General features: G+C 45.1%; 12 protein-coding genes, 1 tRNA gene and 1 pseudogene. 8 read left to right on the forward strand and 6 right to left on the reverse strand.

The window, feature by feature from the left end; genetic code table 11:
• The 3 genes from JGK20_RS24560 to JGK20_RS24570 form a co-directional block, all read left to right on the forward strand.
• The coding region (locus JGK20_RS24560) for a CHAT domain-containing protein (protein WP_293232466.1) at positions 1-1,197 on the forward strand (1,197 nt) is incomplete at its 5' end.
• Positions 1,194-1,661 (forward strand): hypothetical protein, encoded by a 468-nt coding sequence (locus JGK20_RS24565; protein WP_293176748.1) that lies wholly within the window; start codon positions 1,194-1,196, stop codon positions 1,659-1,661. The genes JGK20_RS24560 and JGK20_RS24565, both read left to right, overlap by 4 nt.
• Positions 1,654-3,036 (forward strand): hypothetical protein, encoded by a 1,383-nt coding sequence (locus JGK20_RS24570; RefSeq protein WP_293176750.1) that lies wholly within the window; start codon positions 1,654-1,656, stop codon positions 3,034-3,036. Before JGK20_RS24565 ends, JGK20_RS24570 begins: the two co-directional genes overlap by 8 nt.
• A 78-nt stretch (positions 3,037-3,114) precedes the next feature.
• Here JGK20_RS24570 and JGK20_RS24575 read toward each other — a convergent pair whose 3' ends face one another.
• The 4 genes from JGK20_RS24575 to JGK20_RS24590 form a co-directional block, all read right to left on the reverse strand.
• Positions 3,115-3,759 (reverse strand): hypothetical protein, encoded by a 645-nt coding sequence (locus JGK20_RS24575; RefSeq protein ID WP_293189106.1) that lies wholly within the window; start codon positions 3,757-3,759, stop codon positions 3,115-3,117.
• Positions 3,760-4,561: 802 nt separating this feature from the next.
• Positions 4,562-5,515, reverse strand: coding sequence for a PIN domain-containing protein (locus JGK20_RS24580; protein WP_293186757.1), 954 nt, complete (start codon positions 5,513-5,515; stop codon positions 4,562-4,564).
• 138 nt (positions 5,516-5,653) lie between these two features.
• Positions 5,654-7,180 carry a site-2 protease family protein gene (locus JGK20_RS24585; protein WP_293189269.1) on the reverse strand — a complete coding sequence of 509 codons (1,527 nt, stop codon included), beginning with the start codon at positions 7,178-7,180 and terminating at the stop codon, positions 5,654-5,656.
• Positions 7,181-7,775: 595 nt separating this feature from the next.
• A tRNA-Arg gene (locus JGK20_RS24590) sits at positions 7,776-7,849 on the reverse strand.
• Positions 7,850-8,616: 767 nt separating this feature from the next.
• On the opposite strand from JGK20_RS24590, the gene JGK20_RS24595 reads away from it, so the two are divergent.
• The 3 genes from JGK20_RS24595 to JGK20_RS24605 all read left to right on the forward strand — a co-directional run bounded on the left by JGK20_RS24595 (position 8,617) and on the right by JGK20_RS24605 (position 12,058).
• Positions 8,617-9,291, forward strand: a complete 675-nt coding sequence (locus JGK20_RS24595; RefSeq protein ID WP_293189104.1) for an Npun_F0813 family protein — start codon at positions 8,617-8,619, stop codon at positions 9,289-9,291.
• Positions 9,292-9,842: 551 nt separating this feature from the next.
• Entirely contained in the window at positions 9,843-10,904 is a 1,062-nt protein-coding gene (locus JGK20_RS24600; RefSeq protein ID WP_293186759.1) for a hypothetical protein, read from the forward strand.
• 155 nt (positions 10,905-11,059) lie between these two features.
• The gene (locus JGK20_RS24605; protein ID WP_293186760.1) at positions 11,060-12,058 is read left to right on the forward strand and encodes a hypothetical protein; all 999 of its coding nucleotides are present in this window, start codon (positions 11,060-11,062) and stop codon (positions 12,056-12,058) included.
• A 1-nt stretch (position 12,059) separates the two neighbouring features.
• On the opposite strand, the gene JGK20_RS24610 is transcribed toward JGK20_RS24605, so the two are convergent.
• On the reverse strand, positions 12,060-12,335 hold the full coding sequence (locus tag JGK20_RS24610; protein ID WP_293232468.1) for a LapA family protein: 276 nt from the start codon (positions 12,333-12,335) through the stop codon (positions 12,060-12,062).
• A gap of 347 nt (positions 12,336-12,682) precedes the next feature.
• On the opposite strand from JGK20_RS24610, the gene JGK20_RS24615 reads away from it, so the two are divergent.
• On the forward strand, positions 12,683-13,645 hold the full coding sequence (locus JGK20_RS24615; RefSeq protein ID WP_293224281.1) for a DNA polymerase III subunit delta': 963 nt from the start codon (positions 12,683-12,685) through the stop codon (positions 13,643-13,645).
• A gap of 240 nt (positions 13,646-13,885) precedes the next feature.
• The gene (msrA, locus tag JGK20_RS24620) at positions 13,886-14,359 is read left to right on the forward strand and encodes a peptide-methionine (S)-S-oxide reductase MsrA (RefSeq protein WP_293186763.1); all 474 of its coding nucleotides are present in this window, start codon (positions 13,886-13,888) and stop codon (positions 14,357-14,359) included.
• A 92-nt stretch (positions 14,360-14,451) separates the two neighbouring features.
• Here msrA and JGK20_RS24625 read toward each other — a convergent pair.
• A pseudogene (locus tag JGK20_RS24625) lies at positions 14,452-14,842 on the reverse strand (photosystem II q(b) protein); the annotation flags it as partial.

Below are 14,842 nucleotides of genomic sequence, written 5' to 3' on the forward strand. Positions count from 1 at the left end.
TTGTTGTCTCCCGAAACCTGTTTCAGCGATTCTCCCGATGAACTTGAAAAATGGGTGAAGGAGTGGAATCAACAATACACCGATTATCAATCTAAGCAGAAAGAAGGTCAAGTAAATCATCCTTGGCGTGGGGGAATGGTAAGTAAATTTGCACGACTCAATGCAATCCTGAAAATTGATGCGATCGAACAGCAATTAGAGGGAATTACGGAGTTAATTTTGATTCCGCACCGGGACTTGCACCGCTTCCCGATTCATGCTTTGTTTAGTCGGGATTTTGTGGTTAGTTATTTGCCTAGCGCCGCCGTTGGGATTAGTTTGCAACATCGGTTGAATCCTCCAACTGCGGCAAATACACCAAATACACCAAATACATTCGGCGAATGGAATTCGCGGCTACACAGACAAAACCCGCCTCCGCGGGTTGAAGAAGGGGAAGTGAATTCTATCCTCAGTATCGAAAATCCCAACAGTATAATCATTGATGAAAACGGCAAACGAAAAGAATTGCTTCCTTTACCAGCCGCCGAGATAGAATCCGAAATTATTTGCCGAATGTTTGCCAACTCTACCCGACGGGGAGAAAATGCAGCTACCCTCGATGAAGTCACCAAATTATTGCCACAGCCCCACAACATTTTTCACTTTACCGGACACGGTAGCTATGATTTTGACAATCCTCAACAATCAACTTTATACTTAAGCGATACTCACCGATTAACAGTCAAAGAAATCATCCAACTCAACCTCAGTAACTACAAATTAATCTGCCTTTCCGCCTGCGAAACCGCAGTCACAGACAAGCAAACAATTCTCGCCGAATATGTAGGATTGACTAGCGGTTTTATGCGGGCGGGAGTTGGCTTTGTCGTCAGTACCCTGTGGCCAGTCCAATCCGGGGCGAGTACGTTATTAATGATAGACTTTTACCGACGGTGGCGAGAAGAGGGCGATTCGCTACCCGTCGCCTTAGCAAATTCTCAAAAATGGCTGCAATCAGCCACCCGCGAAGATTTAGCCGCTTGGTATCAGCGGGAAATTGACAAGATTTCCGAAAACAGCAGCGAACTTTCTGTAGCTGAAGTTAGCCTGCGCCGATTCTTTAAAAGCAATCAGCAAAACTTGGCTAAAATGGAATCAGACCAACCTTATCAACATCCGTATTACTGGGCAGCCTTCACTCTAACGGGATTATGATGAAAAATAATAATGACGATATTTTTACAGCTTTCATTGGCGCGGTACTCCAACAAACAGAACCGCTACCCGCACCAGTTCAATTAGAGTTTAATAAAATTGATGAAGCTTTCACAATTATCGATATCGAAAGACTTGCCGAATTGCATCCCCCTCTGCTAGCTGCTTATGAAGAAACTCATAATTGGTTGATGTATCATAGCAATGAACGTAGCAAAGGATTAGATGTTTTGCCGGATAGTGAATCTGAAAAAGAAAACACTACTAACCCCGAAATTAGTAACGCAGCCAGCGATATCAGCGATTTAACAAATTTACCAAAAATCATCAATGAAATCGATACCAAAGTTAAGCCGCGAGGGTTAAAAAAAATTCTGGGAAAAATCTTGCAAGCTGGGGATTCAGTGCAAGCAAGTCGCGATACAATTTTATCGTCAATAGCAGACAGTTTCACCCATGACTAACGAAAATTGGCTGATTTACCCTACCGTCGATTTGTTTGTCTACGATTTAGCCGACGGTATCGGACAAAGTGAAGACAAAATCAGCCAAAACCGCCAGCAGTTTTGGCAAAAAATCTATGGCGATAAACTCTCGCAGCCACAGCAAACACAAATCGAACAAGCTGAAACCGAAATCGGTGATTACATCGATTTACTCGGCAACCAAAAAGTAGTAGCATTTGAATCTCCCCTCGATGGCTATGCTTATCCTGTCAAATTCGGCGATACTTATGCGGTGCAGTTTGACTTATCCGGCAAAATAGAACCCGACAGCGATAAGAAATTTGTACCCAAAGAAATCGATTGTTTAGAATGGCTGAAATCTACAATCATCTCGCGCTTCAATCAACCTGCTACTATCGGTCAAAGTTGGCTAGTTTGGGGTGAATTGACTAGCGGGCAAGATGCTTTAAAAACTGCCAAAAATTGCTACAACAAACTTGAGTTAGTCCCGAATGCTAAATGGGATCGGGATTTAAAAGCATCAGGGCAATTTTTAGGGGCAAATTTTTATGAATTGTGGCTACCTCCGGGAGATAGAGGCAATATCAGCCAAAATTATCATGTGTTAATTTGCTTGTTTTCTAACAGTGGCGAGGCATCAATTCCCACTACTCGCCAAAAAATGACTAAACTTTATCCGCAGTTCCTCCGATTATTTGGATACCGCAATAAAGTGATTTGGGCTTATCAACAAAGCCGCCAACTTAAGTCGAATCTCAAGGATGCTTCGCGGAAGATTCAAGAAATTGTCAGCCTACTGCCAGAACAAGTCAATGCTGCTAAAGTTGACTTGAAACAATTGCAGCAAAATTTGGTCTATTGCTTGACAATTTTTTCGATTTATGCTAATTATATTAGTCGATTGGAAGAACAAGAAAATACAATTAAAACTAATCTGAACAACTATAATAAACGGCTAGAAACTATAGCGGAAAGAATGGGAAATGACAAAAATGAGTTAAAATTTATGGCAAGTTTCAGCGATTTTGCTGAGGAAAAGTATGTCACCCAAGTTAAAGCGGATAATAGAAGTTTGAGTGCGGGTTTGCGGTTGTTGGAAAATGCGATCGAGACTGTAGAGGGGATTATCGAGATTGAGAGGGCTAAGAGCGATCGCACTTTAAACTTTACCATTGGTACAGTGGGCGTGGGAATTGGCACCAGCGGAGTCGCCGCCAGCATCTACGCCAGCCAAATCAAAAGCCCCGCTAGCCCGGAAAATCCGATGTCGGCCAGTCAAGTTCTCGTGTTGAGTCTGCTTTTGGGAATTGCAGGAGGCTTAGTCAGTGCGGGTTTATTAAAATTGCTTGACAGAATTCGGGGCTCGAAATAAACCGCAGATGGGGCTGAGGGCGCACAGAGAAGACAAGGGGAGAAAGTTATTGAGGGTTGATAACTCTGAGGATTTCTGTTAGTTAGCAGGCTTGACATCTTCCCACCAAAGTTGGACATAAGGCCAGAATACTTTATCATCATCTAGCCTGACTGTCACTTCATAGCGATCGATCTGAGTGAGTTCGCCTGTTTTACCATTGAATTGCAATTGTTTGGGATCGTCAGTGTGAATTTCTACCTTCTGATTCAACAGCGGCAGCATTTGCTTTGAAGAACCATGAAACGGATTTTTGCCTCTGAGCACATAGCCACCAATGAAAGATATGTACATTAAAGTTAGGAAAAATACTGTACAGAAACTCACAATCAACAGTGTTTTTGGTTGTGAAAAATTGGTATAAACGCTCGTAACTCCTACTACCATTGTTCCGAAAAATAACAGACTCGGCAGCAAGAGTCCATCTCCCAGAAACTCGCTACAAAAAAGCATCAGGGGTATCTGAAAACCAAATAATGCAGCTACCCAAATCCACCCACTCAGCAAGGATTCAGATAGTAGCCAATTCATTCCTACTGTAAGGCCGATCGCAATTCCTATCGCCCAAATCGGTGCCGCATAATCGTACTGTCTGAAGGGAAGAACTACAAAAAAGAATACAGCATAAATAAAACCCGCAATAGCTAAGGCTAATCCACTAATTATTTCGTTCCAGTTCAGCATTTTTAAATTCGGCGCAAATAGTGAAATCTTAATTAATATTATGTCGGCTTGAACAATAGTCCGGACATTTTTTTATCGCGAACGGTATAATAAGGGTTTCAGCTTCTTCAGACGCTGAAATCTTAACGGTAGAATGCCAGTTTCAGCCACCACCCCAAAAAAACTGTCCGGATTATTGCTCGAACAACCCCTATAAAATAGGTTTGAGGGTTCGGACTTCTCAGAACAAACGCATCTTATTTTTAGGATGCTTGCTAGACAAAGGTTTGGGCTATTGTGCATTTGTGTTCCCAAATGCTGAAACCCTTGCTAGGTAATGCTTACAGAATTCATGCCAATTTGAAAAATTAATGCAACAATATTGGTAGGGTGTGGATTCATCGATCGTACAAAAAAAATACAGAAAATCTGACAGCGACACAAAGCGCGACAATACTTGAGTAAACAAAGTCAACTAAGAGTGTTGCAGCAAGGATTTTTTAAATTGGTATTAGATGCGTTTGCCATGGGACTTCAGTCCTTTGATTTTTGATGCGGACTGAAGTCCGAACGATCAAACCTTATAAATGATAAAAATTAATAAATTAGACAGGAGAAGGAAAAAATTTGCGATCGCCCAAAGATGTAAAATCTAATTCCGCTAATGCTTTCTCGCTTATTTTGATGTGTTCTCAATCTGTGAATAGTTACCAATTAACCGGGCTGGCAATTACAGATTAAGGCTATCACAGACTTTTGCTACTTGCTGTCGATGGTGATAGTCCTTATTGAAGCTAGAAAGCGGAATTTTCAGACCGATATATCATTTAGGGTCGATCGACTTGACAAATTGTTGCACAGGCTGCGGTAGAGCCGGTACAAAAGTCTTTCTAAAACCCCGAGCATCCAACACTCGCCACAAAATACCCACCGCTACCGTCAAGAAAAATAACGCTCCCAAAAAATTGAACGCACCAGACAGAAAACCGCCATCCCTTTTTTTCGGAGGCGTAATGTGTTTGATCCGATATACAGCCGGCTCGTAATCTTTCCGTTCCTCGCGACTGGGCACCGGCTTTTTGGCATTGGTGCGCGAACTCTTACGGGGGCTCCCACTCAAACCCGTTTGATTAGTTTTAGTAGAACTACTGGGCGAGTCCAAATCAGAAGCGCCACGCATCGTGAACTTGCTAACAGATGTCCCGGTTTTGCCAACACCAGCATTCTGTATTCTACTGTTAGAGCGCTGAGTTGATTGGCGATCGGCTAAAGTTCGCATCAAACTTTGCAATTGCTGAGTCGCAGCCGGCGGGCGTTCCGCTTTCCTCGCCCAATTTAACAGCATCGCCGCAGTAATGCCGCAAAGATTCGCAGCCCCCACAGAAGCTATCCGCTTCAGCAGAGGCTGACTGTTGGACACAAACACCACCAGTGCGTCGGGATGTTCCTGAGCCAGACCGTAAACGCACTGAGCTGTAGCTACTACTAGCATTGCTTGTGCGCTTTGATTTTTCATCGAGGGTTCTAGGCCCCGATGCGTTTCTTGAGCATCAGTCACAATCCAGCCACTATCTGCAAAAAAGCGCATAAACTCTCTGGCCACTTGCTCTTGAGCTTTTTCTACCGCTTTCCCTGTCAGATAATCTATTTCGTCATACACTACTTCCGGGAGATAGCAACTTCCCACCTTGGCATATTCTTGCCAAACTTGGGTTCTGCCAGCCATCAAAACATCCGCATCAAAAGTTACCAATACAGGAGGAAGTTGATTAGCCATAACTTTAGCCTAGATGCTCATATCCGTGATTTTTACTTGCTAAATTAAGTTTAAACAAATTCCGAGCTTTTCTATTGGGTTAATTCATAAATATCTGGGGTGCGCCCAAGCGCACCCAGCCCACCAATGGTCAGATGATTAGTTGCCAATTCCTAAACGCCCAGCTAAAGCGGGAGTCAAGGGCAAAAGTACAGAAATCATTAAGAACAAAGCCAACAAACCCAAAGCTGCGCGAGCGTCGTCAGGTTCAGTCAGCTCGTTAAGGCTCGGCCGCTCCAGATTCCGCTGTAAAATCAGAATCACGATCGCCCAATACAAAGCCAAAGGATTAACTAAAGAAGCGATCGCCAGCACCACAAACGTCGCCAAAGTAGCGCGACTGGCAATTTTCCGGCCGTAGATTGCTTGCACAATTCTACCTCCGTCCAACTGTCCCGCAGGCATCAAATTAATCGCCGTGATTACCAAGCCCAACCAACCAATAACTACCAGCGGGTGAACGTCAACAATCTGTTGCTGCAACGCCGCACCCAAAACCACTTTTGCCAAAGTTCCCACCAAAACCGAGCCCTTGAAATACTCTGCGGGAATTTGAAACAAACTGCCGGGGTGAGAAAGCAGCAAACCCGTTACCAGCATGAGCAGAGAAATTATTCCCCCAGCGGCTGACCCAGCAAAAGCAATGTCAAACAAAACTTTACGGTTGGGAAGCAGCGACTCAAAACGCTCGATCGCCCCAAAAGAACCTATCTGAAAAGTTGGTATAAAAAACGGCCAACTCAAGCCAACCTTGTACTGATTTGCCAGCACTCGGCGAGCAATTTCGCCTGAACCTAAAACCGCCCAAATTCCCGCCGCAATTGGCAGCACTTCTGGATATCTACCAGGCGAGTTAAAGAAATCGAAACTCAGCAGCAAACCGGCTGTTTCCAAACTGGTAGCAATTGTTGCTAGTAGCAGTACGACTGCGAGGATTTTTTGAGATAGGGTAGTGGGCTGCGGGTCGTTTGTGCTGGGCAAGATAATAACTACCGGCTTCTCGTCCTGATTTTCTACTAAAAACAGGCGGTAGCGATCGTTCAATCTTTCTTGCAAACTTGCCGTCAAACGCGAGTGTACTTGTTCTGGGTCTCCCCGGAGATTGCCTTTCAAGATTACCCCATCTTGATAGGGAATCGTTTCTATAGCAAAGAAAGTATCGATGCCAAAGATGCCTTGAATTGCCTTGAGGTCTTCAACTGGAACGGGAATTATTTCTAATTCATTAGTTGCAGGCGATGTGACGATCTTAATAATTTCTTTTGCTGGTACCCGTTGTTCGTTTGCAGGGGAGTTTCCATCGCTTTGGGACTCGATCTGGGCCGGATCGGGGCGCGAGTCGATCACTGCATCGGCTGCTGCCTTCCGCAATTGCCTGCCCAGATAAATGTACAATCCCGTGGATGTCACCAGCAGCAACAATACCGCCACTAGATTTAGGTAAATCCCGGCACCGAACAAACCAAAGAACAGCAGCCACGGACTCATCAGCACCACTGACTGCAACCAAGCTAACATTCCCAGTTTGCCAAAAGGTCTGGCGCGATAAAATCCCCAACCCAGAATTCCCACAGCAACCAATACCAGTGCAATTGTGGCGGTATTTTCCGATGCCACGATCGGCATTCCGGTTGCTTGCGCCAATATCGGCTGTAACTGGTCGATCGCGCTGCGGTCTAGTAATAGCATTAAATTTTGGGGTATATGAAATAAAATTGCTCTTAACATATCCAAACCTGTCCAAAAATAGCCCGATCACTAAGGATAACTCCTGAGGGCTTCTCGACCCACAATCGCCTGCTGCTGTTTTAACTTTTGGGCGATCGGCTATTGACACAAAAGACTTTTTATGATAACACATCCGGTGTGTCAATCGATTTTAGATTGTAGATTTTAAATTTTAGATTTTAGAGGCGACCCCACGGATAAATTCGGGGGAAGAGAGGATTTGAGATTTTCGATTTGGGATTGATTCCACCGATAAATCACGTGGCGGAACATGCAGAAATTCGCTTGTCAAACATAAGAGGAAGAGGCGTAGGAGTGTCGATCGCGCGGAAGCCGGAAGATTTGCCAAATTTGGCAGGTCGGGCTTCAGGACGAATTTCATGGTGTTTTGGATGCCCGAATCCGCAACAACTGCGAAACAAACAAGGTTTCAGGTAGTCTGTCAGCTTTGGGGAAAACGTCTGAAACTATTGTCATGTATAGGTTTGGTTAACGGGTACGGCAGGACTTGAACCTGCGGCTCGCTGCTTAGAAGGCAGCTACTCTATCCAACTGAGTTACGCACCCAACTCAAAAAGTCTTTAACAGTATCATTGTATCGGTGGAGTGTGCGATCGAGCAAGTAAATATTTTTTAACTTAGACAGAAACCGGTTCTATCTAAAAAACTACGATGTGGAGCGCGGCGCGATCGGGAGCGAACACGCTAGTGATGAGAGTGCCCTTGCGTCCAGGATAGCAATTCACAAAAGCTGGAGGGACTCACCTGCAAACAACACAATTGTTAAAATTCGATAGTGACAAAGCCTCAAACGTAGGCCACAAGATCGAAAAACCAGAAATCCTCCCCTGATTTTAGGCATGAGTTGAGGCAATCGTGACTAACTTGCCGATCTTTGCCGATCTTTGATGATGTTTGCCAACATTCTGCTCGACTTGATATTTGAGAAAAATGTGGTAGAACTAGGATTGAAAGACTCAGGTGAAAATCCCTGATGGTAGGGAGCCTATATATAAGCTTCCTCTACGGCATCAAAGCAAAATAGTCAATCGCCCGATCGGCACGAGCTCAGAAATCAAGCGTTGCCAGTACAGCAGTCGTAAGTTGTGCGCGGGGGAATTTCCTTCGTGCATTAGTTCATATGCCATGGTTGAGAGACAATCTCAGCTTAGATACTTGTTAGCATTTGTTAGCAAAAAAGTATCGGAACGCTTGAGGAGGGAAATCCTGCTAATTAAAGTGAAATCGTTGAATCAAGCACCTCCAAGCCTAAAAGCCTGGAAAGCTTCAAAAGCACAGCACCTCGGCCATGACAGGAGTCAAATCGCAGTGTCATGTTTATTCTGAAACGGCAGGATGTTGAAATATCCAATTTTCAACACCCAAAACGGGATCAACAAATTCCCATTCTCAATTATCAGGGGCAGACTTTTCGCCTAATCAGCGCCTTCAACGGCAAGCAAGCAGAAGACGCCAGAGCCTTGTGGCGGGATTTAACCGACAACCGAGGCAAAGCCTGCGTTCTGCTAGAAGAGCCGGATAGATATAGCGTTTGGGGAAAAGTCCGTTTAGATCAGCTTGCCGGTGAAGAACCGGCAGGTACAGAATCGGCTAAAGCACCGCTATTCGCGCAGGGCTGTCTGCTGCTCCTCCAAGCTGTTTACTTCGATGTAGAAGACCTCTTAGGCGCAAGGCAAGCCACATCGTTTCAGAAAGATATCACCAAGGTATTTCAGCAAGGAAACTTCCCCCAGGCAGACTCCGCTGATGCGATCAAAAATTGGCTGACCGTTAGTCCCTTGCAAAATCATAAGGTGCCCCCTTGGCAAGAGCAACATCTCAAAACCTTATTGCAAGAACTTCACCGTTTGGGCAAATCATATTTTGGCAATACCGACTTCGCTGAGGGAGTGAGCGATGTGCTGCAAGATATGCCAGCACAGGATCGCACTCAGTTTCTCGATTGGCTGAAACAATCAGCCCTCAACAAGTTGTGGATCGCAGCATAGAAAATCTTTGACAATTGCTCTGACAATTGGGCCCAGATAATCGAGCTGAGATAATTTCACTGTCGGGGGCAAGGGAGATACAGGTTGGATTGCCAACTTGTATCGATCGATCGACATAATTGTTAAATCAGTTAAGAGGCCAGCTACAGTCTGGCAATTTAACTAAAATCCGATCGCAGTTCCCACCCAAAATCATTGATATGAGTGGGGGAGTGTGAAAGCCAAAAACAGAGAAAGCAACATTTGAGGATATAATTTCCGAGTTTAATAGGCTACGGTAAAAGCCTTAATGGTGAAGGCGCAGACCGTATTTCTATCATCTGTTCCCGGGAAAAACATCGACTAAGAACTAATTCTTTGAATTAGTAAATAGATAGTATTCTTGCTTAGTCTTCCGAGAGTGTACGAGGGCAAAAATCCCGACAACACGCTGAGGACGGCAGTTTTTCCGGGAGCGTCAGATCAAGGTTCTTTGGCGAAAGAATCCTCATCTACAATCAAAGATTGAGATGGGGTGCGTTCAACCGCTAGTTAGGTATCGTGAAATCCCTATGAGTAGCACTTCAGAAAAGTCATCTACATCTACCTCTTTACTATCAGCTCAGACCCTCGTGATTGTGGGCATTGTCTGGGCTGTCATGGCGCTGCTGTTCTTTTTGCTGTTCAGCGTCCCTCTTTCACAAGAAGATGGTTTACCGCCTTGGTACTCGATCGGCACTTATGTTTTTGAATGCGGGGCATACCTTGGAGCGTCTTTAGTCTGTTTGAGAAACTGGAAAAGCCCCCACATGGCAAGCGGGCGTAACGTCTGGCTGGGAATTGGTTTGGGGATGCTCTTCTATTTTATCGCCGGCGTGCTGTTCGGGATTTGGGAACTCTATTTCGAGTTAGACCCAGATGTGTCCCCAGCAGATGCGTTTTATCTGGGCAGCTATGTGGTACTGATCGGAGGCATGGTTCTAGCTGTGACTTCCAAGCGACTGAATCTAGAATTTTGGCAATGGGGTTTGTTAGCGGCAATAGCAGCCTTTGGGATTGCTGTAGCTATCTGGGTTGCTGCGCCCGACTCTTGGAGACAACAGCTAGGAATGGCTCCGGCTGCTCCCCAGGAAGTAGTTACAGGATCTGCACCTGACTCAACGGCTGCCAAAGGAAAAGCCCCTGCTTTGGACAATTCTGCCCAGTCAAAAGCAAAAGGAACGGCAGCAGCGGCTGCTAAATCGGCATCGGAAGAATCAGCAGAAGCAACTAAAGCTCCCGAATGGGTGATGGCACTTGACAAGCAACTATCACCTTACGCCTATGCAATCAATTTGTTTTACATCGTCGGGGACGTTTTTCTGCTGATTATTGCTACTGCGCTGCTGCTGGCGTTTTGGGGAGGACGTTTTTCCCAATCTTGGAGAATGATTGCGGCTGCAACTTTTTCGCTTTACATCGCAGATATGTACTTCAAATGGCGCGATACTCAGGCTGAGGGTAGTTATCAAAGCGGCAGTTTACTGGAAGTCTTTTTTGTTTTCAGTGGCATCCTGTTCGGAATAGGAGCTGTTTTGGAACATGACATCTCCACCCGTTCTCGTCAAAGCAGGCGGACTCGTCGCACCGCGTAGCGATTTGAGATTGGGGTTGCTTCGGCAAGGGAGGGGAACGTGAAAGCTTTTTTGTCCTTGCCGACATCTGTCAACTGCCAATCGAAAATAAAAAATCATACTTTGCCGATCGCACTTCCTACGTCTTTTCACGTCTTTTTGCTGGAAAACTTGGCATGACGCCCACAAAACTCTCCGATTCAGACAAACGGGAACTCCTCAGGCTGTACCGACAGTCGGACGAGAATACTATCACTCTGGCCAAGCGCTACGGAGTGAGTAGTTCGACTGTAAGGCGCATCCTTCAGGGGGCTTTGTCCGAGTTAGAATACGCATTTCTAGTCCAGCAAAAACAAAAGCGTTCGTCCGATCGTAGCACCAGCAGCCTTTCTCAACCAACAGAAACGGCTGCTGAATCGTCGGCTAAGAACTCCATCGCCCCTGGAGATACTCCCCTGTCTGAGTCACTCCCCGTCACGCAGTCAGCCCCAAATTCGAGGCCGACGATCCGAAAGCGTTCTGTATCAGCCACCCAACCTGTACCAGAAATCGAAATTCCAGGAACTTTACAGTCGGATTTCGAGGTTTCTGATTTACCAGATGCCCCAGCAGGCAATCTTGCCGAACCCAGCCACCGTGCTGTTGTGACTGGGGAACTACAGGCAATGCTTGGTGGTGAAGATTTTAGCGATTTCGACGAAGATGAGGATGAGGATGAGGAGGATGAGGATGAGGATGATGATGAGGATGAGGACGACTTCGACGAAGATTTAGAGGATGAAGATTCTCTGTTTGAAGGGAGTCTGCTGGGTTCGATGTCCGGAGAGTCGATAGAACTTCGGGCTATAGGCCCGATTCAAGTTTTGCCTTTAAGCGAAGCATCTGTGCCCAAAATTTGCTATTTAGTAGTCGATCGGGCGGCAGAGTTAATCACCAGACCTCTGAAAGCATTTGGCGAACTCGGTCAAATTCCGGCGGCCGAAATTCGCGAGAAAACTCTACCAGTTTTTGACAATCATCGAGTAGCGCGCCGATTTTCTACTCGCAATCAAAGAGTTTTCAAGATTCCAGACGGCAGGCTGTTGCAAAAAGCCGCGCCTTACTTGCTAGCCAAAGGAATTACTCGGCTGCTGATTGAAGGTCAGGTTTATTCCATCGAAGGTGTGAAAAATTAACTTAATATTCTGCGGTGTCCGAGTCTTCGGGATTTGCTTGAAATCTGGGACGCGAGTCTTGGGAATCTGAAAGGTTCCAAAGCGGTTGTAGCACTGCACCGCCTATCAGTCCCGCACTAATGCTCATGGCCAATACTAATCCTACAGGAATCTGTATGGATTTAAACAAGATAAAGCTTAAGGCTACTGGCGCGGCGTTCTGGACTGAGATTATGCCGATCGCGCTTGCTAAAATTGCTACTAAAAAACTTATGGCGAGCAGAGGAATTATTTTCATAAATGGGCAGAAAAGCTAACACTTTAACTAATTTTACTGCTTAATGATTTAAATCTTATGTCAAAATATTATTTTGGCAAACCTCCTATCATTAAATAATATACAACAAGATTAGGGGCAAAGTCAAGTAGATACCGGAGAAATATATTTTTTGTTAAATTAAACATAAAAAATAAACATTTTTACAATTCTAATTTTTACAATGCCAACTGTATTGCGAGTATATCATGGGCAGTCATCTCAACTAAACTAAATGGAATGATGTTAATGTTACCTTCATGTTAGTAATTTAACTTGTCAATGTACCTCATAAACTTGGAATACGCTGTATTTATAACTTTTAAAACATGGAATATTTCACATCATTGATCGGGCAAGATCGAGCAGTAGAATTGCTGACCCAAGCAGTCGATCGCAACCGAATTGCTCCCGGCTATCTATTTGTCGGCTCCAACGGCACCGGCAAAAGCTTAGCAGCACAGTGTTTCATCGAGCTTTTATTCTCAGTAAATCTTCCCGAAAGGCGATCGATAGAATCCTTGCAAAATCGCGTCCGACAGCGAAATCATCCAGACTTACTCTGGGTAGAACCAACCTACATGAACCAAGGCAAACGGCTTTCCGCAAAAGAAGCAGAGGAAGCAGGATTAAAGCGAAAAGCACCGCCCCAAATTCGCCTAGAACAAATTCGCGAAATCGGCGAATTTCTGAGTAGGCCACCACTAGAAGCTGGGCGTTCAGTCGTAGTTTTAGAACAAGCAGAAACAATGGGTGAAGGAGCAGCCAACGGCTTGTTAAAGACCTTGGAAGAACCGGGAAAAGCAGCGCTAATTTTAATTGCTCCGACTGTGGAAGCTTTGCTACCCACGTTGATTTCCCGCTGTCAAAAAATCCAGTTTTCGCGGCTGAATCCCGAAGCAATGGGACAAGTTTTGCAGCAAGGGGGATTTGCCGAAATTTTATCCCATCCCGAGGTAATCGGGATGGCGCAGGGAAGCCCTGGGGAAGCAATTGCTATTTGGCAGCAACTGCAATCAATACCCGAGGATTTGCTGCAAAAAGTTAAGCAGTTGCCTCAAAATTTGCGATCGGCTTTGGAATTGGCTAAGGAAATTGATAAAACTTTAGATACTGAATCTCAGTTGTGGTTAATTGATTATTTACAGCATTGTTACTGGCAGCAATTTTTGGCAGGCCGAATTAGCCGATCGCCCTTAGAACCCTTAGAAAAAGCCCGACAATATTTGCTAAACTACGTACAGCCGCGATTAGTCTGGGAATGCACACTAATGGGAATCTGTCAACCATAATAAGAGTGCCAAGTTTGAGCCCAATACAATAATTAAATAAATTCACCTAATTAAAAATAAAATATCGATCGCTAAAAAGCTTGCTGTATATGTCTTATCACTTCTCTCGGGACGATAACTAAAGCCGTCCTCCGACTTCTATTTCTGTTCTTCCTTCTTCCGACTTCCATTTCTATTCTTCCTTCTATCAACTGTCAACTGTCAACTGTCAACTGTCAACTCTTCCTTCTTCTTAACACAATGGAAAAAGCCACATTTGCCGCCGGTTGTTTTTGGGGAGTCGAACACAAGTTTCGCGCCGTTGCGGGTGTCATCTCGACTGCTGCGGGCTACACAGGAGGTCACTGGCCGAATCCCTGCTACCTCGACGTTTGCGCCCGAGTTACCGGTCACGCTGAAGCAGTGCTCTTGGAGTACGATCGATCGCAAATCAGTTACGAAACACTGCTAGATATATTCTGGAACTGTCACGATCCAACCCAAATCAATCGCCAAGGCCCCGACAGAGGCGAACAGTACAGGTCAGTCATTTTTTATCACAATTCGGAACAAGAAAAAGCCGCCCGCGCATCCAAACAAAAATTGCAAATTTCCGGTAAATACGACAAAGATATTGCCACCGAAATCAAACCCGCTGGTGAATTTTATATGGCCGAGGATTACCACCAGCAGTATATTGAGAAGAAGCGGCAGCCCTCCGCATCAAAGGACTAAAGTCCTCACTACAAACCTGATAAAAATATATTTTCCCAAACAAAAAGCGCCCCTATTTCTAGGAGCGCTTTTTGTCAATCAAGAGTTAAAAATTAACCGTTGATGGAAGGAGCAACCAAAGCCACGGGAGTTGTTTCACCAGCAGCCAAGTCGAGCGGGAAGTTGTGAGCATTGCGCTCGTGCATTACTTCCATACCCAAGTTAGCGCGGTTGATGACATCAGCCCAGGTGTTGATGACGCGACCTTGTGAGTCGATAATCGATTGGTTGAAGTTGAAACCGTTCAAGTTGAAAGCCATTGTGGAAATACCCAAAGCGGTAAACCAAATGCCAACTACTGGCCATGCGCCTAACAAGAAGTGCAAGGAACGGCTGTTGTTGAAAGAAGCGTATTGGAAGATCAAACGACCGAAGTAGCCGTGGGCTGCAACGATGTTGTAGGTTTCTTCTTCTTGACCGAATTTGTAACCGTAGTTTTGCGAC

Source organism: Microcoleus sp. PH2017_05_CCC_O_A, assembly GCF_020738785.1.
Classification (GTDB): domain Bacteria; phylum Cyanobacteriota; class Cyanobacteriia; order Cyanobacteriales; family Microcoleaceae; genus Microcoleus.

Excerpts from the sequence above, each read along its gene's own strand:
- msrA (WP_293186763.1), top strand. The coding sequence starts at position 13,886 with ATGGAAAAAGCCACATTTGCCGCCGGTTGTTTTTGGGGAGTCGAACAC.
- JGK20_RS24570 (WP_293176750.1), top strand. The coding sequence starts at position 1,654 with ATGACTAACGAAAATTGGCTGATTTACCCTACCGTCGATTTGTTTGTC.
- JGK20_RS24595 (WP_293189104.1), top strand. The coding sequence starts at position 8,617 with ATGTTTATTCTGAAACGGCAGGATGTTGAAATATCCAATTTTCAACAC.
- JGK20_RS24580 (WP_293186757.1), bottom strand. The coding sequence starts at position 5,515 with ATGGCTAATCAACTTCCTCCTGTATTGGTAACTTTTGATGCGGATGTT.
- JGK20_RS24600 (WP_293186759.1), top strand. The coding sequence starts at position 9,843 with ATGAGTAGCACTTCAGAAAAGTCATCTACATCTACCTCTTTACTATCA.
- JGK20_RS24610 (WP_293232468.1), bottom strand. The coding sequence starts at position 12,335 with ATGAAAATAATTCCTCTGCTCGCCATAAGTTTTTTAGTAGCAATTTTA.
- JGK20_RS24565 (WP_293176748.1), top strand. The coding sequence starts at position 1,194 with ATGATGAAAAATAATAATGACGATATTTTTACAGCTTTCATTGGCGCG.
- JGK20_RS24615 (WP_293224281.1), top strand. The coding sequence starts at position 12,683 with ATGGAATATTTCACATCATTGATCGGGCAAGATCGAGCAGTAGAATTG.
- JGK20_RS24605 (WP_293186760.1), top strand. The coding sequence starts at position 11,060 with ATGACGCCCACAAAACTCTCCGATTCAGACAAACGGGAACTCCTCAGG.
- JGK20_RS24575 (WP_293189106.1), bottom strand. The coding sequence starts at position 3,759 with ATGCTGAACTGGAACGAAATAATTAGTGGATTAGCCTTAGCTATTGCG.
- JGK20_RS24585 (WP_293189269.1), bottom strand. The coding sequence starts at position 7,180 with ATGCCGATCGTGGCATCGGAAAATACCGCCACAATTGCACTGGTATTG.